This is a genomic window from Flavobacterium sp. N502540, from assembly GCF_025947365.1.
Classification (GTDB): domain Bacteria; phylum Bacteroidota; class Bacteroidia; order Flavobacteriales; family Flavobacteriaceae; genus Flavobacterium.
This window is the reverse complement of the sequence record NZ_CP110012.1, coordinates 3,696,561-3,720,451: the sequence shown is the minus strand read 5'-3', so window position 1 is coordinate 3,720,451 and position 23,891 is coordinate 3,696,561. Positions and strand designations below refer to the sequence as shown.

The following is a 23,891-nucleotide window of genomic DNA, read 5'->3' as shown; positions in this document are numbered from 1 at the left end:
CACTTAGCTGTCAGGAGATCCTGAAGGGTACGGTTTTTGTTTTTCAAACAGTAATTCACTAAATTTACAATACCAATTATATATTATGGATGATAATTTTTCACCAAGAGTAAAAGATGTTATTACCTACAGTAAAGAGGAAGCCTTACGTTTGGGCCACGACTTTATTGGTACTGAGCATCTAATGCTGGGCATTTTAAGAGATGGAAACGGAAAAGCTATTCATATACTTAATAACCTTGCAGTCGATTTAGATCATTTACGCAGGAAAGTAGAAATACTGAGTCCGGCCAATCAAAGCGTTGAAGTAAATGCCGAAAAGAAAAACCTTCATCTTACGCGTCAGGCGGAAAGAGCCCTGAAGACCACTTTTCTGGAGGCTAAAGTATTTCAAAGCTCGTCAATTAGCACAGCGCACCTGCTTCTATGCATCTTACGAAACGAAAACGATCCAACAACCAAGCTATTGAATAAACTAAAAATAGATTATGACATAGCTAAAGAACAATATTTAAATATGACTCCAAACGAAGAAGAATTCTTAGAAAACTTGCCAAGAAACGAATCATACAATGACGATTCAGGACAAGATGACAGTCTTAAAGAAAGCAGTTTTAACAATCCCGCCAATAAGTCAAACAAAAAATCCAAAACTCCGGTACTGGACAATTTTGGGAGAGATTTAACAGAAATGGCAGAAGAAGGAAAACTGGATCCGGTTGTAGGACGCGAGAAAGAAATCGAACGTGTTTCTCAAATTCTAAGCCGTAGAAAAAAGAACAACCCTCTTCTTATCGGAGAGCCCGGAGTTGGTAAATCTGCTATTGCAGAAGGCCTGGCTTTGCGTATTATTCAGAAAAAAGTTTCCCGTATTCTTTTTCACAAGCGTGTGGTTACACTTGACCTTGCCAGCTTAGTTGCCGGAACAAAATACCGCGGTCAGTTTGAAGAAAGAATGAAAGCCGTGATGAACGAATTGGAGAAAAACGACGATATCATTCTTTTCATTGACGAAATTCATACCATTGTAGGCGCAGGTGGAGCAACAGGTTCACTTGATGCTTCAAACATGTTCAAACCTGCTTTGGCAAGAGGTGAAATCCAATGTATTGGAGCTACAACTCTTGACGAATACAGACAATATATTGAAAAAGATGGCGCCCTTGAGAGACGTTTTCAAAAAGTAATTGTCGAACCAACTTCTGTTGAAGAAACAATTGCCATCTTAAACAATGTAAAAGACAAATACGAAGATCACCACAATGTAACTTACACCCAAGAAGCTATTGAAGCCTGTGTTAAATTAACAAACAGATATATGTCTGAGCGTTTCTTACCAGACAAAGCTATTGATGCTCTTGACGAAGCAGGATCTCGCGTACACATTACCAACATTGATGTTCCGAAGCAAATCTTAGACCTGGAGCGTCAGCTGGAAGAAGTTCGCGAAATGAAAAACATGGTGGTTAAAAAACAGAAATACGAAGAAGCTGCCAAACTTCGCGATGATGAAAAACGCATCGAGAAAGACCTTGCTACTGCTCAGGAACAATGGGAAGAAGACTCTAAAAACAACAGAATTCAAGTTACAGAAGACAATGTAGCCGATGTTGTTTCGATGATGACCGGAATTCCTGTGAACCGTATTGCACAAACAGAAAGCAACAAATTAGCCCAATTACCTGAATTGATTCAGAACAAAGTAATTGGACAAAACGAAGCCGTTTTAAAAATTGCACGTTCTATTCAGCGTAACAGAGCCGGACTTAAAGATCCGAACAAACCAATTGGTTCGTTTATCTTCCTGGGCCAGACCGGAGTTGGTAAAACACAATTGGCAAAAGTATTAGCAAAAGAATTATTCGATTCAGAAGATGCGTTAATCCGTATCGATATGAGTGAATACATGGAAAAATTTGCGATCTCCCGTTTAGTTGGAGCGCCTCCGGGATACGTAGGATACGAAGAAGGTGGTCAATTGACTGAAAAAGTTCGCAGAAAACCATACTGTGTAGTTCTTTTAGACGAAATCGAAAAAGCACATCCGGATGTATTCAATATGATGCTTCAGGTTCTGGATGATGGATATTTAACGGATAGTTTAGGTCGTAAAATCGATTTTAAAAACACCATCATCATCATGACTTCTAACGTTGGAGCGCGTCAATTGAAAGATTTCGGTCAAGGTGTAGGATTCGGAACTGCTGCTAAAGTGGCTCAGGCCGATGAAAACTCAAAAAGCATTATCGAAAATGCATTGAAGAAAACTTTTGCACCTGAATTCTTAAACAGAATTGACGATGTAATTGTATTCAACGCTTTAGAAAAAGCCGACATTGATTTGATTATCGAAATTGAGCTTAAAAAACTATACACCCGTATTGCAGAATTAGGATACACTTTAAGCCTTACAGATAAAGCAAAAGCCTTTATTGCAGAAAAAGGTTTCGACAGACAATTTGGAGCAAGACCTCTAAAAAGAGCGATTCAGAAATATGTTGAAGATGTATTAGCTGAGGAGATCATCACTTCAAAAATACATTCAGGTGATGAAATCTTAATGGACCTTAAAGATGATTCTCAGGAACTTTCTGTAGAAATCCATAAAGCTGAAGAGCCAACGAATCAATAGGTTACTTTAAATTTATAACAAGAATAACATACCCGTTACGTTTTCATAACATAACGGGTATTTTTTTTAAATAATTTGCTACCTTTAATAAAAGCAAATAGCTATTTTTGGCCATTAAATTCTATAATAAAAAACAACGTATGCTTCAAAATAAAGTCATTTTAGGTAGCGAAGAATGGTGCTCATTTCCAGAACTAGGAATCCCGACAATCAAGGCTCGTGTGGATTCCGGTGCCAAAACTTCGGCAATGCACGCTATAAACATAGCTCCTTTTATAAAAAATGATGCCAATTGGGTAAAATTCGACATTAACCCAATTCAGAATAATATTAAAACCATCATTCACTGTGAAGCTCCGTTGGTCGACAAAAGAATTGTAAAAAGTTCAAGCGGATTTAGAGAACATCGTTATGTAATTCAGACGCATTTAAAAATTGGCGATATCAAATGGCCAATCGAAATGACACTGACTAACAGAGATTCTATGGGTTTCCGAATGCTTTTAGGCCGTGAAGCCATGAGCGGACGTGTACTGGTTGATCCCGAAGAGAAATATCTTTTAGGACAACCAAGTCCTGAAGCCTTAAAAGAACTTTATCAAAACTCTGAAAAAGCAAGCTCAGGGCTAAGAATCGGAGTTTTAGCCAGTAATCCTGAATTGTACAGTAATAAAAGAATCATGGAAGCCGGTGAAATGCGCGGACATGAAATGCATTTTTTGAATATCAAAGAATGTTATATGAAACTGGATGCCAAAACTCCGGAAATTCATTATCGCGGCGGAAAAATATTAAATCAGTTTGATGCCATTATTCCAAGAATCCGACCAAGCATTACTTTTTATGGCTGTGCCTTAACCCGTCAGTTTGAAGCATTGAAGGTTTTCGTTCTAAATTCAGCTACAGCTATTACCCAATCACGTGATAAGCTTTACTCTTTGCAGCTTCTTTTAAACAGCGGAATCGATATTCCAACAACCGGATTTGCTAATTCTCCACTCGATACCGATAATTTAATCAAGATGGTTGGAGGTTCTCCTTTAATCGTAAAATTGCTGGAAGGAACTCAGGGAAAAGGGGTTGTTTTAGCTGAAACCAAAAAAGCAGCAGAAAGTGTTATCAATGCCTTTAAGAGCTTAAACGCCAACATACTTGTTCAGGAATTCATTAAAGAAGCAAACGGAAAAGACATTCGTTGTTTTGTGATCGACGGTAAAGTCGTGGCTGCCATTCAGCGTGAAGCGATGCCGGGCGAATTCAGGGCTAATATCCATTTGGGAGGAACCGCATCTGTCATCAAAGTAACGGCTGAAGAGAAAAAAATAGCCATAAAAGCCGCAAAAGCTATGGACTTAAAAGTAGCCGGTGTTGATATAATTCGTTCTTCTAAAGGGCCATTATTACTTGAGGTAAACTCTTCTCCGGGACTTGAAGGAATCGAAGGCGCCACCAACAAAGACGTTGCCGGAGAAATGATTAAAGCCATCGAAAAGAACTTTAAATTGTAATTGCTTCTTTGTCAATAAAAATATTCATTTAGACCTAATGTCTAAACATTAATTTAGCAACTTTGTTGAAGTTTTACTTTGACAAAGTTTTTTTTTAATCCAAACACTAAAAGAAATGATGCTATCCCCCTATTTAGATATTATTTTAAGAAGTCTCTCTGTCTATTTTTTCATGACTATTGCTTTGAGGATCTTTGGCAAAAAAGAACTTTCGCAATTGAATACTGCCGATATTATTCTGATTCTATTAATTAGTAACTCCGTTCAAAATGCCATGGTTGGCCCGGACACTAGTCTTTGGGGAGGTCTGGTTGCCGCTTTGGCTTTGTTTATCATTAATTACATCATCAAAAAACTGACTCACAAATACAAAGGTCTAAGCAATTTACTACTGGACAAACCTGAAATCCTGATTCATAATGGAGAATTGGATTTTAAAATTTTGAGTAAGCTTGATATTTCACACGAAGAACTAAAAGAAGCCGCCCGCGAACATGGTCTTGAGCATTTAACCGACGTAAAACTTGCTATGCTAGAAATTGATGGCACCATTAGCATTATTTCAAAAGACAAACAAAATCTCAAGCAAACACACTACAAACGAAAACACAATAGAAAGAATTTACAAAAATAAACCAATAATCATAAGTGCTTAAAAATCAATAAATTAAATACCTGCATTAAAAAAACTTAGCTATACACTTTGTTATACTATGTATTTTGTTATACATTAGCAACATGAACGAAACATTTGTAACAAACTGGAAGTCACAGGTAAAGAAAGGAACTTTAACTTTCATTATCCTTAATGTACTCAAAAATCAGGAGTACTATGGTTATGAACTTATCGAACAAATAAGAAAACATACCGAAATAGAAATTGCAGAGGGAACACTATACCCATTAATGAATCGATTAAAAACAGAAGGACTTGTAGACTCGAAATGGGTGGAACAGGAAACCGGGATTCCAAGAAAATACTATTCTCTGACTGAAGCCGGAATCGGAACTTTAAGTCAGATGAATATTTATTGGGAAAATCTTGAAAAATCAATTAAAAAAATCATTCAATGAGAATAGAAGATATCAAATTCGAACAAAAAGCTTCGCAACGAATTTACAACAACTACATGAAGCGTATCAAAAAAGCAACAGCTTCATTGTCAAAAATAGATCAGAACGACATTTATATGGAATTCAACAGCCATATTTTTGAAACCATTCAACATAGGAACGGAACAAACGAAATTGATTCTCTTTTAGACAGCATAGAAAAACTAGGCCCTCCGGAAGAGGTTTTAAAACCTCTAATTGCCGATAAAAAACTGGAACAAGCTACCAAAACTTTCAATCCTGTTCATGTTTTCAAAGCTTTGGCATTAAATATTACCAATGGTATTTCGTACCTCTTTTTTTCTATTTTATACCTTTTCCTATTTGGCTTTGTATTTCTGATTTTTGCAAAAATCCTGAATCCTTCCCAAGTTGGCCTTCATATCAATAAAGATTCTATTTCTGTTTTCACATTAGGAATAATGAATCCCGAGGACCAAATTAAATACCACACTTACGAGGCTCTCGGTAATTGGTTTATTCCTGTCATGCTAGTATCAACCGTATTATCCTATTTACTCATAACCCTATTATTAAAACTTAAAAAATCAATCAATCAAAAATCATCATTATGAAAAAAATCACCAGCATCTGTTTCATTGCCCTCATCACTACTAGCGCTTTTTCCCAAAATTTCAATTCAAAAAAACTTGACAGCCTGTTTACTCTTTTAGAGAAAAACAATAAATACATGGGAAGCATTGCCCTATCGGAAAACGGAAAAACAATTTACACCAAATCTATTGGTTTTGATGACGTTGAGAGTTCAAAAAAATCAAGTGTACGGACTAAATACAGAATTGGCTCGATCTCTAAAACATTTACTGCATCCTTGATTTTTAAAGCCATAGAAGAAAATAAAATCAGTTTAAACCAAACCATTGATAAATATTTTCCAACGGTAAAAAATGCAAAAAAAATCACAATCAGCAATTTACTAAATCATAGAAGCGGTATCCACGACTTTACAGACGATGATAATTATTTAAAATGGAATACACAATTTCAATCCAAAGCTAAAATGATTGAGCGTATTTCGGCCGGAGATATCGTATTTGAACCTGATACGAAAGGACAATACAGCAATTCTAATTACATTTTGTTATCCTATATTCTGGAAGATATTTACAAAAAACCTTATGGTGAAGTTTTAAATCAAAAAATCACCAAACCTTTAAATTTAAAAAACACTTATCTGGGTGGTAAAATCAACATTGCCAACAACGAATCTTATTCTTATACCCTGGACAAAAATTGGAAAAAAGAGAGCGAAACAGATATGTCTATTCCGATTGGAGCCGGAGCAGTTGTTTCTAACCCGACTGATTTAAATCTTTTTTTTGAAAGTCTTTTTGCCGGAAAAGTAGTTTCTATCGAACATTTAAATCAAATGAAAACCATAAAAGATCAATTTGGAATGGGGCTATTTCAGTTTCCTTTTTTCGAAAGAAAAAGCTATGGACATACCGGAGGAATTGATGGTTTTAGATCTGTTACTGGTTATTTTCCAAATGAAAAGCTAGCTTTATCGCTAACTTCAAACGGAATGGGTTATGACAACAACAGCATCATGTTATGTGCTTTGAATTCGTATTTCAATAAACCTTTTGCAATGCCGGTTTTTAGCACTGTTGAAATCACATCCGCGACCCTGAATTTATACTCCGGAACCTACGGCAGTCCACAGATTCCGCTAAAAATTACCATTTCCCAAAAGGACAATGTGCTAATTGCTCAAGCCACAGGTCAGCCCTCTTTTCCTATGGAAGCTGCTGCGGTAAACATATTTAAATTTGACACAGCGGGGATTGTTCTAGAGTTTAATTCTGAAAAGAAAGAAATGACTCTAAAACAAGGCGGGAAAGATTATTTATTTACGAAAGAATAACCCATACTGAAATAGAAAAAGCTAGCTTCTTTATTGAAACTAGCTTTTTACATTCTTGAAATAACCATTAATTTATTCTAATATCACTTCTTTAAAAATCAACATTTGCTTTTATAATGCTTTTATTGTTTAAACCATATACTTTTAATCTATGGTTTAGATTTGCTAGAATATAGTCTTTTTCTTTTGGAAATTTTTCAGCAATCGCTTTATAATGCTTCAAAAGTTTTCGGTCTTCCACCCCATCTAACGCCTGTAAAACGGTATGAATAACCCGGTTTGAGCTGTCATTCAGACCTGCAATAAAAACATCCAGATACTTGCTTTTGTTCTTCAATTGTCCCAGTGAATAATAAGCACTCACTTTTACTTCTTCACTTTCATTAGACGCAAACGGAATGATAATAGCACCATAATCCAACTTCGTTTCTTTTAACAAATAAGTACAAAATCTAAAGGTCTCCTCATCTTTAATCGTATCAGCATTTGCTTTTATAAACTCTAACCAATCTGCACTTTTGTCTTTTGCGTACCAAAATACAAACTGAAAAACAGCCTGTAAATTCTCTTTTGCAAAATCAAGTAAATAAGGTTTTGAACGTTCATAATCAAACTTAGTAAGTACCTGAAGTATTGTTTCGCGAATTTCGCCTGAGCTTACCTTATACTGTTCTTCTAAAACAGTAAGAATTTCAGAACTTACAGTATTCTTTTTTAAAACTCCGCTCAAACACTCCTTTTTAACTTCTTGATCCTCTGTAGAAAAATATACTTCTAAAATATAACCTGACAATCCTCCTAATGTGTACCTGAACAAATCTGGTTCATTTGCCATGCTGTTTTCGGGTATAATTTCATCTAGCCAACGTTCGTACCAGTCTAAAAAATTGGACTCAAAAACAAAGAAGGGTTTCTGTCTGTCGATGTCAACATTTACAACCCGGCCTTTCCATTCACCGTTTAAAACAAGAGCATAATAATAAGTGCATCCTTGAGTACCGATAGGCAATAATCCTGAAAATATCTTTCCTAATTCAGCATAAAAATCTTCATTCGAAATCTCATCATTTTCTTCTATAACTCTGTTTAAATCCTCCCAAAATGAGTCAGACATCATTAGATCCAGCTTACAATCTTCTTTCAGGTATTTCTTTGCATTCTCAGAAACGAATTCATCGACATTTTCTCCAAACGGAAATATCCCGTAACCAGGTCCTGCAGCGGAATTCTCATATGAGATTCCTCCGTTGCCAATGTGTATTAAAAATGCTTTATAATCCTCCGGCAGCTGTACATCATACTCCTTCTCAAAAGCTAAGATTTCATCTTTATTTACCGTTTCTTTTACAATATATTTATGACTGTCTGCACCAAACACTTTCAAATCCTTATCTGCACTTTTTGCAAGGACTAACTTCTTCTTAACTCTGTCTATCTGGCTTAAAATTTTATGATCGATCATAACGGCTTTTAAATTTCCATCAAATATATTATTATAATTGTTGAAAACAGACACTTCACAAAACAAAAAAAGCCGATTTCAATTTGAAATCGGCTTTAAAATATCGAGATAAAATGTGATTTTATTTCTCACATTTTACAAAAATCATTTCACTAAATAAATACACTTAGTACGAAGTAAACCAAACCAGCTAATATTGCTGAAATTGGAATGGTTAATATCCACGCCCAGATTAAACTTACGGTCACTCCCCAACGAACAGCAGAAACACGTTTTGTTAATCCAACTCCGATGATAGAACCTGTAATCGTGTGTGTAGTACTTACCGGAATTTTTAAGTGTTCTGTAAAATAAAGCGTTAAAGCTCCTGCAGTTTCAGCTGCAACTCCTTCGAATGAGCTTACTTTTGTGATTTTAGAACCCATTGTTTTTACAATTTTCCATCCACCACTTAAAGTTCCCGCTGCAATTGCAGAATAACAAGCCAAAGGAATCCATCCCGGCATTACTCCTTTTACACCTAAATCATCGTTTGGCAAAACAACATCTAACCAGGAATCCATATGCACACCAGGATTAGTATTGATATAAACCGCTACCGCAGCTGCAATAATACCCATTACTTTTTGAGAATCATTCCCTCCGTGACCTAAACTAAAGGCTGCAGAAGACAATAATTGCATTTTTTTCAAAGCTGCATCTGCCTGATGAAGATTTAAACTACTGAATATTAAACAAAAAGCACTTACAGTCAAAATAATGAAAGCAACTAAAAACCATTTAATATTATGCGGATCAAAAGCTACACTCCAAAAATGAGATTCAAAACGTGGTTTTCCATGTTCAACAATCTCCGAATACGGAACCATTAAACTGCTCACCATCCAGATTGTTGCAATCATCAAGGCTACAGTAAATATTTTTGGCCCAATACTTTTACGCGAAGCATTCAACAACCAAATAGAGATCAGATAAGAAGCCAATGCTCCTAATAATGGTGCTAATACAATAAAAGCAATAATAATAAGAACTCCCGAAGGCATCCCTCCGTCTTTACCAGCTTTGTACCAGCTTACGATTTCGTACCAGTAATGAGTTGTTCCGTCTTCACCAACATATCCTGAGAATCCATGTACAGCGATCGCATGAGCAATTGCCGCTCCGGCAAAACCACCAATCAGCGTATGAGAAGAACTCGAAGGAATTCCTAACCACCAAGTCAATAAATTCCAACAAATAGCTGCAATAACTCCTGCGAGGATTACAACAAGGTTAATTTCCATGGTGTGCGCTGTTTTAGCAACCGTATCGGCAACACCAAATCCAAAAACCCAATACGCCAGAAAGTTAAAAAATGCTGCCCAAAGAACGGCCTGAAAAGGCGTCAGAACCTTGGTCGCAACAACAGTCGCTATAGCATTTGCCGCATCATGAAAACCGTTGATGTAATCAAAAATTAAAGCTAATACTATAATAATTATAAGTAGCGTCATAAATTATAACTTCAGAATGAAATAAATTGAATTAAGAATGTTTTACAGAAATAGATTCCAGTATGTTCGCAACACTCTTACATTTGTCTGTTGCTGATTCTAAAACAGATAACACCTCTTTATACTTAATAATATTCTTTGCGTCTGTTTCGTTTTCAAAAATTTCAAAAACTGCTTTGTTATAAACGTTATCCGACTTGTTCTCCAGTTTATTAATTCTGGCACAAGCTTCTTTGATAATGTTCATGTTTTTTAAGTTACTTAACTCTTTTACAGCACTATCGATGTTCTGACAAGCTTCAAGGTTAATTTCAGTCATCTTTCTGATTGACTTTGTAATCTTATCTACCTGATATAATTTCATTCTGCTTGCCGCACCATGAAGGTAATCGGCAACGTTATCAATTGAAGTAATCAATGTATGAATATCCTCTCTGTCAAATGGAGTAATAAAATTTCTACTCAATTCAAGATTGGTTTGACGTGTAATGTCTTCTCCTTTTTGCTCTAATTCATCTATTTTTTGAAAAAGAACTTCTCTTTCTTTCAATGGAAGGTTTACAGCTTCGTGTAAATTAGAAGCTAACTCAATTAAATTGCTTGAAGCCTCTTCAAAAAGTGGAAAGAATTTCTTGTCTTTCGGCACTAAAAATTGGAAAATACTGTTTATTGACATTTTTATATTTTTGATAGTGCAAAATTACTTCAATATTATTTTGCCATGTTAAGCCATTGTTAACAAATCGTTTTCAATTTGAAAACTGTCAAGGAATTCAACTGTTTTTTTAATATCATAGTGCAGGATTCTGTCTTCTTTAACCAAAGGCACCACTTCTCTGTAACTGCTTAAGAATGTTTCAATAAAATCACTTGATTTTAAAGGTTCTCTGTAAGCAATCGCCTGTGAAGCGTTCATTAATTCGATGGCTAAAATACGCTCCAGGTTGTCCATAACACGCAATGCTTTTGTAGCTCCGTTTGCTCCCATACTCACGTGATCTTCCTGTCCGTTACTTGAAACAATACTGTCTATACTCGAAGGTGTAGCCAATTGTTTGTTCTGACTTGCGATACTTGCCGCTGTATATTGCGGAATCATAAATCCTGAATTCAATCCCGGATTATCTACTAAGAATGCCGGAAGATTGCGCAATCCTGAAATTAACTGATACGTTCTTCTTTCAGAAATGCTGCCCAATTCTGCCAAAGCAATTGCCATAAAATCCAGTGCTAAAGCTAAAGGCTGTCCGTGGAAGTTTCCTCCTGAGATAATCTGATCTGCTTCAATGAAGATATTCGGATTGTCGGTAACGGAGTTGATTTCGGTTTTGAATACTTTTCTAACATAATCAATAGCATCTTTTGAAGCACCGTGAACCTGAGGCATGCAACGGAAAGAATACGGATCCTGTACGTGTTTTTTCTCCTGAGCAATAATCTCACTTCCTTCTAAAAATTCAGTAAGGCGCTGTGCCGTTACAATCTGTCCTTTGTGAGGACGGATAAAATGGATCAATTCGTTAAAAGGCTCAATTCTTCCATCAAAACCTTCTAATGAAATAGCTCCGATCAAATCTGCCAAATAAGAATATTTATAAGCTTTTAATAAAATATGTGCTCCGTAAGCACTCATGAACTGAGTTCCGTTTAACAAAGCCAAACCTTCTTTAGACTGTAAAACAATTGGCTCCCAGTTAAAGTGTTTTAAAACTTCGGCTGCGGCAGTTTTTTTACCTTCAAAAAGAACTTCACCCTCACCTAATAAAGGTAACGATAAATGTGCCAAAGGTGCTAAATCTCCTGAAGCCCCTAAGGATCCCTGAGTATAAATCACCGGAAGAATATCATTATTGTAAAAATCCACTAAACGCTCTAACGTTTGTAATTGAACTCCTGAATGTCCATAACTCAAAGATTGGATCTTAAGCAACAGCATCAATTTTACAATTTCAGCCGGAACTTCTTCTCCTGTTCCGCAAGCATGCGATTTTACAAGATTCTCCTGAAGCTGAGATAAGTTTTCATTCGAAATTTTCACATTACAAAGCGAGCCAAAACCTGTGTTGATTCCGTAAATAGGTTCAGAATGTGAAGCCATTTTTTTATCGAGATAATCACGACATTTTTGAACGTTTACTTTTGCTTCTTCTGATAATTCAAGCGTTTTCTGGTTGACAATAATTTCCTGTAAAGCTTCTAAACTTAAGGTTTCTGTGCTGATATAATGGATTTCTTTCATGCTGTTTAAATTTTAAGACTTCAAAATTCAGCAAATCAATATTAAAAAGCAACATTTATTCCTAATAATTAAAAAATGATTCTCGCGAATTCCCCGATTTTGCTCTTTTCACAATAGCAATCCGACAAAACCAAGGACATCTTTTTATCATAATAAGGTCCCTCTATTTTTTAACAAGAAAACGACAAAAGCAATTAATTCCTACCGATTTTATAGACTAATGACGTTTTCAGATGTTTTTCGAGATTAAAAATCAGACTATTAAGCACATCTCTTTTAAAGATAAGTTCCAATAATTATATGAATCCATCAATTTAACACACACAATTCTGACAAAAAGCGCAATATTGATTTGCTGAATTTTGAATTTTTAAAATATTCATAAAAAGACCGGAAAGATTTTTAACTTTTATAAAAAACTGTACTTTTGAAAAACCAAAATGAAAAGTAACAGCGTAAAATATCATTCTACACTAACAACTCAAACCAGAGTTGCAATCGCTGCTATTACAATTTCAACTACAACAATTACTACCCCTTAGGGGTATACATTTTACATATCACTCAGGTTACCTAGTACTTTTTTCTAAGAAGAGGAGAGTTATTGGATACATAAAAAACATTTACAAAGAAAAAAATAGTCGCAGTTTTCAGTTTCAGTTCACAGTTGATAACCTTTGAACCTTTGTTACTAAAAATCTTTGCGCCTTATTAAAAAACATCAAAAATGAAAGTATTAAAATTTGGCGGAACTTCGGTTGCCAATGCACAAAATATAAAACTAGTTCTCGAAATCATAAATCAAAAATCGAAGCAGGACCAATTGGTTGTCGTAGTATCAGCCTTAAGCAAAGTCACTGATTTACTGCAATTGGCAGCAGCAAAGGCCGCCGCAAATGACGAAAGCTTCAGAGAAATTGTTGCCGAAATCGAGAAAAAACACCTTGACACTTTAAAAGAATTGATTCCGGTTAGCGAACAAAGCAGTTTGCTGAGCCATGTAAAAAGAATCATCAATCATTTAGAAACTTTGTTAGACGGCTGTTTCTTACTGGGTGAATTATCTCCCAGAACTGCCGATACTATTTTAAGTTTTGGAGAGCTGCTTTCGTCTTACATCATTGCACAGGCATATCAGCAAATCAATAAAAATGCGGTTTACAAAGACAGCCGCGAACTGATTAAAACCAATAATAATTTTGGAAAAGCGGTTGTAAATTTTGAAGTTTCCAACCAGCTGATCAGAGAATATTTTGCCGAAAATCAGTCTAAAATTACTATTCTTCCGGGATTTATTTCTCAGACTCTTGACGGAATCGCTACTACCTTAGGCCGTGGAGGTTCTGATTATACCGCTGCCATAGTTGCCGGAGCACTTGAAGCAGAACAATTAGAAATCTGGACTGACGTGAACGGAATGTTCACCGCCAATCCTAAAATCGTGAAGCAGGCCCACCCTATTGCTACGATTTCTTATCAGGAAGCTATGGAATTATCGCATTTTGGTGCCAAAGTGCTGTATCCGCCAACGATTCAGCCTGTCTTAAGAAAAAACATTCCAATTTTAATCAAAAATACATTTGAACCGGAAGCTGAAGGAACCTTAATTTCAGATCAGGTTTTATCAAAAGATACTGTTGTAAAAGGAATCAGTCATATCGATAATATTTCACTGGTAACACTTGAAGGTCCCGGAATGATTGGAGTTTCAGGTTCATCGAAACGTTTGTTTGAAGTACTGTCTCAGGAAAAAATCAACGTTATTTTTATCACTCAGGCTTCTTCTGAGCATTCGATCTGTATCGGAATTCTGAATTCGGACGCCGAAAATGCCGAGGCTGCCATCAACAGAGCCTTTGAAGTAGAGATTTCGCAAAACAAAATCGATCCTTGCATTGTCGAAAAAGACCTGTGCATTATCGCTTTGGTAGGTGAAAATATGAAGAACCATCAGGGTTTAAGCGGTAGAATGTTTAGTACTTTAGGAAAAAACAATGTCAACATACGCGCCATTGCGCAAGGAGCTTCTGAGCGTAATATCTCGACCGTAATTAACGAAAGAGACGTTAAAAAAGCATTGAATACGTTGCACGAAAACTTCTTTGAAGAAAACACCAAACAGCTCAATTTATTTGTAATGGGTGTTGGAAACGTAGGTGAAAAATTCATCGAGCAAATTCACAATCAAAGGAAGTTTCTAAAAGACAACCTGAAAATAAATGTTCGTGTGATCGCTTTGTCTAATTCCCGAAAAATGCTTTTTGACGAGGACGGAATTTCGCTAAAAGACTGGCAATCGGCTTTAGATCAAGGTGAAAATGCCAATAAAGAAGCTTTCATCGCCCGTGCGAAGGAATTAAACTTGCGTAACAGCATCTTTGTTGATATTACTGCAAATGCAAGCGTGTCTGAAACCTACGAAAATTTCTTAAAACAGAGTGTCGCCGTGGTGACCTGTAACAAAATTGCCTGTTCGTCTGCCTATGACAATTATAAAAAATTAAAGAATTTATCTCGTCAATACAATGCTCCGTTTTTATTTGAAACCAATGTTGGAGCGGGATTGCCGATTATTGATACCGTAAAAAACTTGATTGCCTCAGGTGATAAAGTGCATAAAATTCAGGCGGTTTTATCGGGAAGTCTGAACTTTATATTCAACAATTTCGATAAAGACAATTCTTTTCATGATGTGGTAAAAGAAGCCGGAGTACAAGGTTTCACAGAGCCGGATCCGAAAATTGACTTAAGCGGAATCGACGTAGCCCGTAAAATCCTGATCCTGATTCGCGAAAGCGGTTATGAAATGGATATTGACGCAATTGCCAACGAATCGTTCCTGCCAGCCGAATGTCTTGCCACAACAAACAACGAAGATTTCTTTGCTTCTTTAACGCAACATGCTCCTCATTTTTCAAAAATCTATGACGAAGCAGTAAACAAAGATTCCAGATTAAAATATGTAGCACAATTCGAAAACGGAAAAGCAAACGTTGGTCTGCAATTCATCCCGAAAGAGCATCCTTTTTACAACCTGGAAGGAAAAGACAACATTGTACTTTTCTACACCGATCGTTACGTAGATCAGCCACTATTGATCAAAGGTGCCGGAGCGGGTGCAGCAGTTACCGCATCGGGAATTTTTGCGGATGTAATTAGAATTGGAAACATTTAATGAGGTACAAAGGCTCAAAGGTGCAAAGGGACAAAGATAAAAACCTTTGAGCCTATGAACCTTTGCCTCTCTGAACCTATAAAAAAGGCAAAACCTTTGTTCCTTTGAACCTTTGCCACTTTGAACCTATAACAAATGACACAAATTAAACTATTTTGCCCGGCCACAATCGCGAATCTTTCGTGTGGATTTGATGTACTAGGGCTTTGCTTAGACAATGCGGGCGATGAAATGATCGTTCGAAAAGTAGCTCAAAAAGGAGTTCGAATTACCAAAATTGAGGGAGCCGATTTGCCTTTAGAGACTGAGAAAAACGTTTCGGGGGTTGCAGCTTTGGCCATGTTGGAGACACTTGACGTAGATTGCGGATTCGAAATCGAAATTTACAAACATATCAAAGCCGGAAGCGGAATCGGAAGCAGTGCTGCGAGTTCTGCCGGAGCGGTTTTTGGAATCAACGAATTGCTTGGGAGACCTTATTCCCGCAAAGATTTGGTACAATTTGCAATGCAGGGCGAAAAACTGGCCAGCGGAAACGCTCATGCTGATAATGTCGCTCCTGCCCTTTTAGGAGGTTTTACGCTCGTAAGAAGTTATAGTCCACTTGATATTATCCGAATTGACAGCCCCGAAGAATTGTTTGCTACGGTGGTACATCCTCAGATCGAATTGAAAACTTCGGATGCGCGTTCGGTACTAAAACAAAACGTTTCTCTTAAAAGTGCCATTATGCAATGGGGAAATGTGGGCGGATTAGTCGCCGGATTATACACCAAAGATTACGACTTAATCGGACGTTCGCTTCACGACGAAATTGTGGAGCCTTTACGAAGTGTTTTGATCCCGGGATTCGATCAAATCAAACAAACCGCTTACGAAAATGGCGCCTTAGGCTCCGGTATTTCAGGTTCCGGTCCTTCTATCTTCGCTTTAAGCCGTGGAAAAGAAACCGCAAACCAAATCGCCAAAGCCATGAGCGACGTTTACGAAAAAATGAATTTACCGTATGAAATTCACGTTTCGAAGATTAATCCCGATGGTGTAAGAATTTTATAACACAAATTTCACGAATTTACACAAATTAGTTTGTGCAATAATTTAAACGCAAAGAATTAGTGACAATCAGTGAAATTCGTGTTCAAATAACATACTAATGAAATACTACAGTTTAAACCATAATACCCCAAAGGTTTCGTTTCAGGAAGCCGTAATACAAGGACTCGCGAGTGATAAAGGATTATATTTCCCGGAAAACATCACTCCTTTAGACTCCTCTTTTTTTGATGAAATTGAAAATTTAAGCCACGAACACATTGCTTTTGAAGCGATCAAACAATTCGTTGGCGATGAAATACCAACCGACAAATTAAAAGAAATCATTGCTGATACTTTATGTTTCGATTTTCCGGTGGTGAAAGTCGAAAACGGAATCTACTCCTTAGAATTATTCCACGGCCCAACCATGGCTTTTAAAGACGTTGGCGCACGTTTTATGTCGCGTTGTCTGGGGTATTTTAACAGAGACAATAAAGAAGCTAAAAACACTGTTCTTGTGGCTACTTCCGGAGATACAGGCGGAGCGGTCGCGAGCGGATTTTTAGGCGTTGACGGTGTCGATGTGGTGATTTTATATCCGTCAGGAAAAGTGAGCGACATACAGGAAAAACAATTGACTACTTTAGGACAAAACATTAAAGCGCTAGAAGTCGACGGTGTTTTTGACGATTGCCAGGATATGGTGAAAAAGGCATTTTTAGATGAAACTTTAGCACACAGAAATCTGACTTCAGCCAATTCGATTAATATTGCGCGCTGGTTGCCACAAATGTTTTATTTTTTCTTTGCTTACAAAGCCTTGAAAAGCCAAAACAAACCTTTAGTTTTCTCTTGCCCAAGCGGAAACTTCGGGAATATCTGTGCCGGAATTATGGCAAAGAAATTAGGTTTACCTATTGAACATTTCGTAGCCTCCACCAACGTAAACGATACGGTACCAAGATTTTTAGAAAACGGAACATACGACCCAAAACCTTCTAAAGCAACAATCTCTAACGCCATGGACGTTGGAAACCCAAGTAACTTTATCCGAATTCAGGAATTGTACAACAATGACTTAAAAGCGTTCGAAAAAGACTTCTCTTCTTATAGTTATACCGATGAAGAAACACTTGTTGCTCTAAAAAATATTTATAACACAAACGGTTACATCGCAGAACCACACGGTGCTGTCGGTTATCTAGGTTTGAAGAAAGAATTGGAGAAACACCCTAACACCATTGGTATTTTCTTAGAAACTGCTCATCCAATTAAGTTTTTGGATGTGGTTGAACCCGCTTTAGGGATTACACTTCCTATTCCTGCTCAGATTGAGAGTGTAATTAATGGGGAGAAAGTTAGTGTAAAGATTTCTAGTTATGACGAGTTGAAGGTGTTTTTGGGGTAGAAAATAGAAAGAGTAATAATAAAAAAGCGAGTGGAAAGTAATTTTTACTCGCTTTTTTATTATTGATTATGGAAATCCGTAAAATAGTATAACAAACAAAAATGAATTTTGCTTACTATAAGTGGAGTTCAGAAACCACATAAATAAACGAGGAGTTACTGAAAATCCTTAAGAGTAAGATTAAAAAACTTTATTTATGGAAACAAATAAAAAAACTAGCACAGCTAAAACAATTATTTCTGTCATATTCTTTATTGGAATTTTATGGTATTTTATGGGTGGTGGTTTAGATTCCCAAGTGTCTAATAATATGCAAAAAATAGAAAATCAGGTTGCTTTAGATGCGGAAAAGCAATATGAAATTGCAAAAAATGGTGACGATAAAATACAAACTTACGTACAAGCTGGTATGGTTGCAGCCGCATATTTACAAGCGAAAGATGAGGTTAACTACAACAAATGGAAAGCTATAGAAAAAGAAGAAGCAAAAAATGCAGGTATGATAATTGAATAATATTATTCTTTTGCTACCGTAAGCATTTCGCTCGTGAACTCAAAGAAATTCCTGATCGCGCAGATTTATCTCCGCAACGATAGCGCGGATTTGCAATCCGTGCCCGCAAAGTAATTCCTTCAAAACCCATAAATAAAAAATTAAAATTTTCCATTATATTTTTTATTTTTGTAGGAAAAAAAATACGTGTCTACAAAATACAAAGCAACAACAACTGATGAAGCATATTTTATAACTATAACTGTTGTAGGATGGATAGATATATTTACAAGAGTAAATCAAAAAATTATTTTGATAAATGCTCTAAAATATTGTCAGGAAAATAAAGGTTTAGAAATCTATGCCTATTGTATTATGAGCAGTCATATACATTTGCTTTGTAAAGGAACGAATGGTTTTGTTTTATCTGATATTATTAGAGATTTTAAAAAATTTACATCCAAAAAAATAATACAAACTATAATAAATGAACCCGAAAGCAGAAGAGAATGGATGCTGGAATATTTTCAAAAGGAATGTGAGCATTTAAAAAAGGTTCAGACTTATAAAGTCTGGCAAAATGGCTACCATGCAGAACATGTTTACAGTAATAAATTTATTAAGCAAAAAATAGATTACATCCACAATAATCCTGTAAAAGATAAAACTGTCAGTTCTGCTGAAGAGTATTATTTTAGTTCGGCAAGGAATTATTCAGGTTTAGAAAATGATTTAGATGTTGTTTCGTTATACTTATTTTGAAATGTACTAACTGTTGCGTTTACTCAACTTTGTGGGCACAGATTACAAATCTGCGCTAACGGTTTGAATGTTAATGCAAAAGATCTATTTGACTTTGATTTTGATTTGAACAAGCTCAATCTTTAAGACTAACGCGAATACAAACAAATTAAATCCCAAAAAATTTCGGCTAAAGCCATTTCCTATTCTATTTTTTATTCTCTCCAGCTGAAGCTGGAGGCCATTCAAAAAAAAATCTGAAAATAATCCTTAAAATAAATCAATTCAATTGCCCTCAGCTTCAGCTGGGGGTTTTGTATTCAAGATAAGAATTGGGCTTTAGCCAAATGACATTGAGCGGGAGGTCATTCCAAAAAATCATGGGCATCCCTACCCTATGTAGACCTTCATAAAATTACTTCCCTTCTCTTAGAGATTAAAAATCCTCACTTATGATTATTTTTATATCTTTAAAAATTCTAAATACAGCCACCTGTTTAGAGCATTAATTTCTATTAACACCCTATTTTTATGAGAAAAACATTACTTGTATTCCTTTTAGCCGGATCCTTAATTTCATCTGCTCAGGAATCAAAACCAAAAGCTCCCCAAGCCCCTGCAAAAGAAGAAAATTCGCCTTCTAATCTTACTTTTAATCCGGATGCTAGTGTCATCACCAATCACTCCGTTACCATAAAAGGACAAAAAGTTCCTTATAAAGCCACCACAGGTACGATGCCGGTTTGGGACGAAGAGGGAAAAGCCATTGCGGGATTGTTCTATACGTATTATGAGCGTTCTGACGTAAAAGATCAGGCTTCGCGTCCGTTAGTTATTTCCTTTAACGGTGGTCCGGGCTCTGCTTCGGTTTGGATGCAGATTGCTTACACAGGACCGAGTCTCTTAAACATTGATGATGAAGGATATCCTGTACAGCCTTACGGAATAAAAGAAAATCCGTATTCTATTCTGGATGTTGCCGATATCGTCTTTGTAAACCCTGTCAATACCGCTTATTCCAGACCTACAAGCAAAGACATTCCTACTACAAAATTCTTTGGCGTAAATGCCGACATTAAATACCTCGCCGACTGGATCAATGGTTTTGTAACCCGTACCAATCGCTGGGCTTCCCCTAAATATCTAATTGGTGAAAGTTATGGTACTACCCGTGTTTCGGGATTAGCGCTTCAACTGCAAAACAGCCAATGGATGTATCTTAACGGAGTGATTTTGGTTTCTCCAACTGAATTAGGAATAACACGTGGCGTAGTTTCTGATGCCGCTCTTAAATTGCCTTATTTTGCTGCTACTGCCTGGTACCACAAAATGCTTCCTCCTGATCTGCAAAACAAAGATTTGACAGACATGTTGCCCGAAGTGGAAGATTTTACCGTAAACGAACTTCTTCCTGCATTGACCAAAGGAGGCTCTTTGGATGAACAAAAAAGAAAAGAAATTGGCGCTAAAATAGCCCGTTATTCCGGTATTCCGGAGAAAGTGATCCAGCAAAACAATTTAGACCTTCCTTATGATTATTTTTGGAAAGAACTGTTAAGAGATAAGGGCTATACGGTAGGAAGACTTGATTCCAGATACAAAGGGATTGATCGCAAAGATTCAGGTGAAAGCCCTGATTTTAATGCCGAACTTACTTCCTGGCTGCATTCGTTTACGCCTGCCATCAATATGTACCTGCGCAACAATTTGAATTACAAAACAGACTTTAAATACAATATGTTTGGTTCTGTACATCCTTGGGACAGATCGAATGATAAAACTGGGGAAAACCTGAGACAAGCTATGGCTCAAAATCCGTATTTACATGTCATGGTACAATCCGGATATTATGATGGTGCCTGTGATTACTTTAATTCAAAGTACGATTTATGGCAAATGGATCCAAGTGGAAAACTAACCGATAGAATGTCATGGAAAGGTTACAGAAGCGGTCACATGATGTATTTAAGAAAAGCTGATCTTGAAGCTGCCAACGAAGACATCAGAACCTTCATTAAACAATCATTACCTAAAGCAGGAGAACCTGCAAAATACTAAATCGAACCTCTTGGGTTTAATGAACAAAAATTGATTTAACACATAGAAATAAAATTTCTCTCGCAGATTTAGCAGACTACTTAGATTATTTTATAATAGTCTTAGAAAACAGTTAAATCTGCGTGAAAAAATTACAACTACAATAATTCATGATTACAAAAGCTTCCTTAGAGGACATTCCGGTGTTAACTACTTTAATCAATTCAGCCTACAGAGGGGAAACCTCCAAAAAAGGCTGGACAACCGAAGCCAATTTATTAAAAGGGAAAAGAACTGACGAGCAAGAAATGACCGAAATTTTTCTGGATCCAAAAAACACTCTTTTGAAATACACCGAAAATGATACCATTATCGGTTCGGTTTTATTAGTTGAGAAAGGACAGCAATTGTATCTCGGAATGTTAACCGTTTCACCGGAACTGCAAAATAGCGGCATAGGGAAAAAGATGCTGGCTGAAGCCGAAAATCATGCAAAAGCTTTGGGATTATCCAGCATTATTATGACGGTGATCTCGGTTCGGGAGGAGCTTGTTGCCTGGTACAAACGTCACGGCTACGTTGATACAGGAGAAAGAGAAGCTTATCCCGAAAACGAAATTCGTGTTACCATTTCTAAAAAGCCTTTGGAGTTTATTTACTTAGAAAAGATTATTTAGTTTTATTTGTTTCAAGTTTCAAGTTTCAGGTTTCAAGTTTCATGTTTCACCGCAAAGATTCGCAAAGGTTTCTTTTTAATCTCGCAAAGTCGCTAAGACGCAAAGTTTTAGTTTTTACTTTCTTTGATTTTGCGAAATTATTTTTTAAGATGATAAAAAACTTAGCAACTCAGCACCTTAGAGCCTTAGTACCTCAGAAAAACCTTTGAACCTCTGAACCTCTGAACCTCCAATCACAAAAAAATGATCCTACACCTTTTACCTAAAGAAAATTGTAATGCCGCTGTTTGGAGTGGTGGATTAACGTATGAATATCTGATTTATCCTAAAACAGCAAACTATGCAGATAGAGATTTTGCATTCAGAATAAGCAGTGCAACCATAGAGCAAGAACCATCGGTATTTACCCAATTTAAAGGTTATCACCGATATCTGGTTATGCTTGATAACGACCTGAATATTGAAATAAACCAAGAGAAAAAGGTATACGGGCAATATGAAATCATGGAATTTAACTCAGATGATGACGTAACTTCTTATACAAAAGGCATCGATTTTAATTGGATGGTCTCTAAAAAAATATCCCATCACCAACTGAAAATAACAGCTGCTAGTCAAAATTGTAATGCTCAAATCGTACTTTTATTTTCTTTAGATACAACCGTTATTCAAATTGATGAGAAGACGTACGATTTAAAACCTTATGATTTAATCGTCATTGAAAATCCGGAAAAGGCAGATATCACAGTTCTCTTTTCTAATAAATGCCTCTTTGGAGTATTGGATTTTTAATTCAGGAATGAATCTAACCACAACGTTCGCGAAGGGTCACGCAAAGATTCGCAAAGTTTTTTTAGCTGGTACGGCATATGCTCGTAAAGACGCGAAGATGCAAAATTTATACTTCTTTGTTCTTGCTTCTATTTTTCAAAGTCACACTACTAAAAAACTCAGCCCCTTAGCCTTTTAGAACCTTAATATCCCATCACCAACTGAAAATAACAGCTGCTAGTCAAAATTGTAATGCTCAAATCGTACTTTTATTTTCTTTAGATACAACCGTTATTCAAATTGATGAGAAGACGTACGATTTAAAACCTTATGATTTAATCGTCATTGAAAATCCGGAAAAGGCAGATATCACAGTTCACTTTTCTAATAAATGTCTCTTTGGAGTATTGGATTTTTAATCCCGGAATGAATCTAACCGCAACGTTCGCGAAGGGTCACGCAAAGATTCGCAAAGTTTTTTTAGCTGGTACGGCATATGCTCGCAAAGGCGCGAAGAAGCAAAGTTTATACTTCTTTGTTCTTGCTTCTTTCTTCTATTTATCAAAGCATACTACTAAAAAAACTCAGCCTCCTAGAATCTTAACAACTTCTTTTAATCTTCGATAGAAACTCGTGCGAGACTCCCAAATAAGAGGATAAATTCCGGTTATTGATTTTATTTGCTTTGTGTGAATAGCGCTTTATAAACTCCAAATACCTTTGCTTAGAAGTTTTGTTCAGGACATCAAGAAGTCTTTGCTGAATGGCAATATTGGCTTTTTCCACCATTATAATATGAAACTGAATCAGTTTTGGGACTTGTTCGAACAAAAGTGCTTTGTTTTTTTTACTGATCACCAGGATCTCACTTTCTTCTATTGCTTTGATATTATAAGTCGTAGGCTTTTGATGATAGAAGCTTTCGAGGTCACAAATCCACTCATTTTCGAAAGAGAAGAAAATGACACTTTCAGTACCATTGTCATTTAAAATATAGGTTTTAAAAGTACCTTTCAAAATAAAACCTTCATAAGAACTCTTTGAATCCTGAATTTGAAGAAATTCATTTTTCTTAAGTTTAATAAACTTTACTTTTTCAACTACAAAATTCCATTCCTCATCTGTTAACGGAATCTTTCGCTCGATACTTAATCGTAGGTCTTTGTACATGTGATATTTACTTTTTATTCTTACTCAGGGGCGTAAGTAGGTGAATGAA

At 36.3% G+C, this 23,891-nt stretch carries 19 protein-coding genes; 14 read left to right on the top strand and 5 right to left on the bottom strand.

What is annotated here, in order from left to right; genetic code table 11:
* Positions 1-85: 85 nt before the first annotated feature.
* The 6 genes from OLM58_RS15685 to OLM58_RS15660 all read left to right on the top strand — a co-directional run bounded on the left by OLM58_RS15685 (position 86) and on the right by OLM58_RS15660 (position 7,141).
* Positions 86-2,632: an ATP-dependent Clp protease ATP-binding subunit gene (locus OLM58_RS15685; protein WP_264529677.1), complete on the top strand. Its 2,547-nt coding sequence runs from the start codon at positions 86-88 to the stop codon at positions 2,630-2,632.
* Positions 2,633-2,772: 140 nt separating this feature from the next.
* Positions 2,773-4,140, top strand: a complete 1,368-nt coding sequence (gene rimK, locus OLM58_RS15680; RefSeq protein WP_017496510.1) for a 30S ribosomal protein S6--L-glutamate ligase — start codon at positions 2,773-2,775, stop codon at positions 4,138-4,140.
* Positions 4,141-4,258: 118 nt separating this feature from the next.
* A complete protein-coding gene (locus OLM58_RS15675) occupies positions 4,259-4,774 on the top strand; it encodes a DUF421 domain-containing protein (RefSeq protein WP_202703843.1) in 516 nt (171 codons plus the stop codon).
* 104 nt (positions 4,775-4,878) lie between these two features.
* Entirely contained in the window at positions 4,879-5,214 is a 336-nt protein-coding gene (locus OLM58_RS15670) for a PadR family transcriptional regulator (protein WP_264529676.1), read from the top strand.
* The gene (locus tag OLM58_RS15665; protein WP_264529675.1) at positions 5,211-5,828 is read left to right on the top strand and encodes an HAAS domain-containing protein; all 618 of its coding nucleotides are present in this window, start codon (positions 5,211-5,213) and stop codon (positions 5,826-5,828) included. The genes OLM58_RS15670 and OLM58_RS15665 overlap by 4 nt, the downstream gene beginning before the upstream one ends.
* Positions 5,825-7,141, top strand: a complete 1,317-nt coding sequence (locus OLM58_RS15660; protein ID WP_264529674.1) for a serine hydrolase domain-containing protein — start codon at positions 5,825-5,827, stop codon at positions 7,139-7,141. Before OLM58_RS15665 ends, OLM58_RS15660 begins: the two co-directional genes overlap by 4 nt.
* 91 nt (positions 7,142-7,232) lie before the next feature.
* Here the strand turns inward: OLM58_RS15660 and OLM58_RS15655 are convergent, their stop codons facing one another.
* The 4 genes from OLM58_RS15655 to hutH all read right to left on the bottom strand — a co-directional run bounded on the left by OLM58_RS15655 (position 7,233) and on the right by hutH (position 12,335).
* Entirely contained in the window at positions 7,233-8,603 is a 1,371-nt protein-coding gene (locus tag OLM58_RS15655) for an SMI1/KNR4 family protein (protein WP_264529673.1), read from the bottom strand.
* Positions 8,604-8,755: 152 nt separating this feature from the next.
* A complete protein-coding gene (locus OLM58_RS15650) occupies positions 8,756-10,096 on the bottom strand; it encodes an inorganic phosphate transporter (protein ID WP_264529672.1) in 1,341 nt (446 codons plus the stop codon).
* A gap of 31 nt (positions 10,097-10,127) precedes the next feature.
* Positions 10,128-10,772, bottom strand: coding sequence for a DUF47 domain-containing protein (locus OLM58_RS15645; protein WP_017496503.1), 645 nt, complete (start codon positions 10,770-10,772; stop codon positions 10,128-10,130).
* 48 nt (positions 10,773-10,820) lie between these two features.
* Positions 10,821-12,335 (bottom strand): histidine ammonia-lyase, encoded by a 1,515-nt coding sequence (gene hutH / locus OLM58_RS15640; protein WP_264529671.1) that lies wholly within the window; start codon positions 12,333-12,335, stop codon positions 10,821-10,823.
* 727 nt (positions 12,336-13,062) lie between these two features.
* Here hutH and thrA point away from each other — a divergent pair.
* The 8 genes from thrA to OLM58_RS15600 all read left to right on the top strand — a co-directional run bounded on the left by thrA (position 13,063) and on the right by OLM58_RS15600 (position 22,693).
* Positions 13,063-15,510, top strand: a complete 2,448-nt coding sequence (gene thrA, locus OLM58_RS15635) for a bifunctional aspartate kinase/homoserine dehydrogenase I (protein WP_264529670.1) — start codon at positions 13,063-13,065, stop codon at positions 15,508-15,510.
* 135 nt (positions 15,511-15,645) lie between these two features.
* Positions 15,646-16,566, top strand: a complete 921-nt coding sequence (locus OLM58_RS15630) for a homoserine kinase (protein WP_264529669.1) — start codon at positions 15,646-15,648, stop codon at positions 16,564-16,566.
* A gap of 97 nt (positions 16,567-16,663) precedes the next feature.
* On the top strand, positions 16,664-17,953 hold the full coding sequence (thrC, locus tag OLM58_RS15625) for a threonine synthase (protein WP_264529668.1): 1,290 nt from the start codon (positions 16,664-16,666) through the stop codon (positions 17,951-17,953).
* Between the two features lie 196 nt (positions 17,954-18,149).
* The gene (locus OLM58_RS15620) at positions 18,150-18,467 is read left to right on the top strand and encodes a hypothetical protein (RefSeq protein WP_264529667.1); all 318 of its coding nucleotides are present in this window, start codon (positions 18,150-18,152) and stop codon (positions 18,465-18,467) included.
* A gap of 186 nt (positions 18,468-18,653) precedes the next feature.
* The gene (locus tag OLM58_RS15615; RefSeq protein ID WP_264529666.1) at positions 18,654-19,208 is read left to right on the top strand and encodes an REP-associated tyrosine transposase; all 555 of its coding nucleotides are present in this window, start codon (positions 18,654-18,656) and stop codon (positions 19,206-19,208) included.
* A gap of 510 nt (positions 19,209-19,718) precedes the next feature.
* Positions 19,719-21,245, top strand: coding sequence for a S10 family peptidase (locus OLM58_RS15610; protein ID WP_264529665.1), 1,527 nt, complete (start codon positions 19,719-19,721; stop codon positions 21,243-21,245).
* 149 nt (positions 21,246-21,394) lie between these two features.
* The gene (locus OLM58_RS15605) at positions 21,395-21,901 is read left to right on the top strand and encodes a GNAT family N-acetyltransferase (RefSeq protein ID WP_264529664.1); all 507 of its coding nucleotides are present in this window, start codon (positions 21,395-21,397) and stop codon (positions 21,899-21,901) included.
* 243 nt (positions 21,902-22,144) lie between these two features.
* Positions 22,145-22,693, top strand: a complete 549-nt coding sequence (locus OLM58_RS15600) for a HutD family protein (RefSeq protein WP_264529663.1) — start codon at positions 22,145-22,147, stop codon at positions 22,691-22,693.
* 579 nt (positions 22,694-23,272) lie between these two features.
* On the opposite strand, the gene OLM58_RS15595 is transcribed toward OLM58_RS15600, so the two are convergent.
* Complete coding sequence (locus OLM58_RS15595) at positions 23,273-23,842, bottom strand: Crp/Fnr family transcriptional regulator (RefSeq protein ID WP_264529662.1); 570 nt, start codon at positions 23,840-23,842, stop codon at positions 23,273-23,275.
* Positions 23,843-23,891 lie beyond the last annotated feature (49 nt).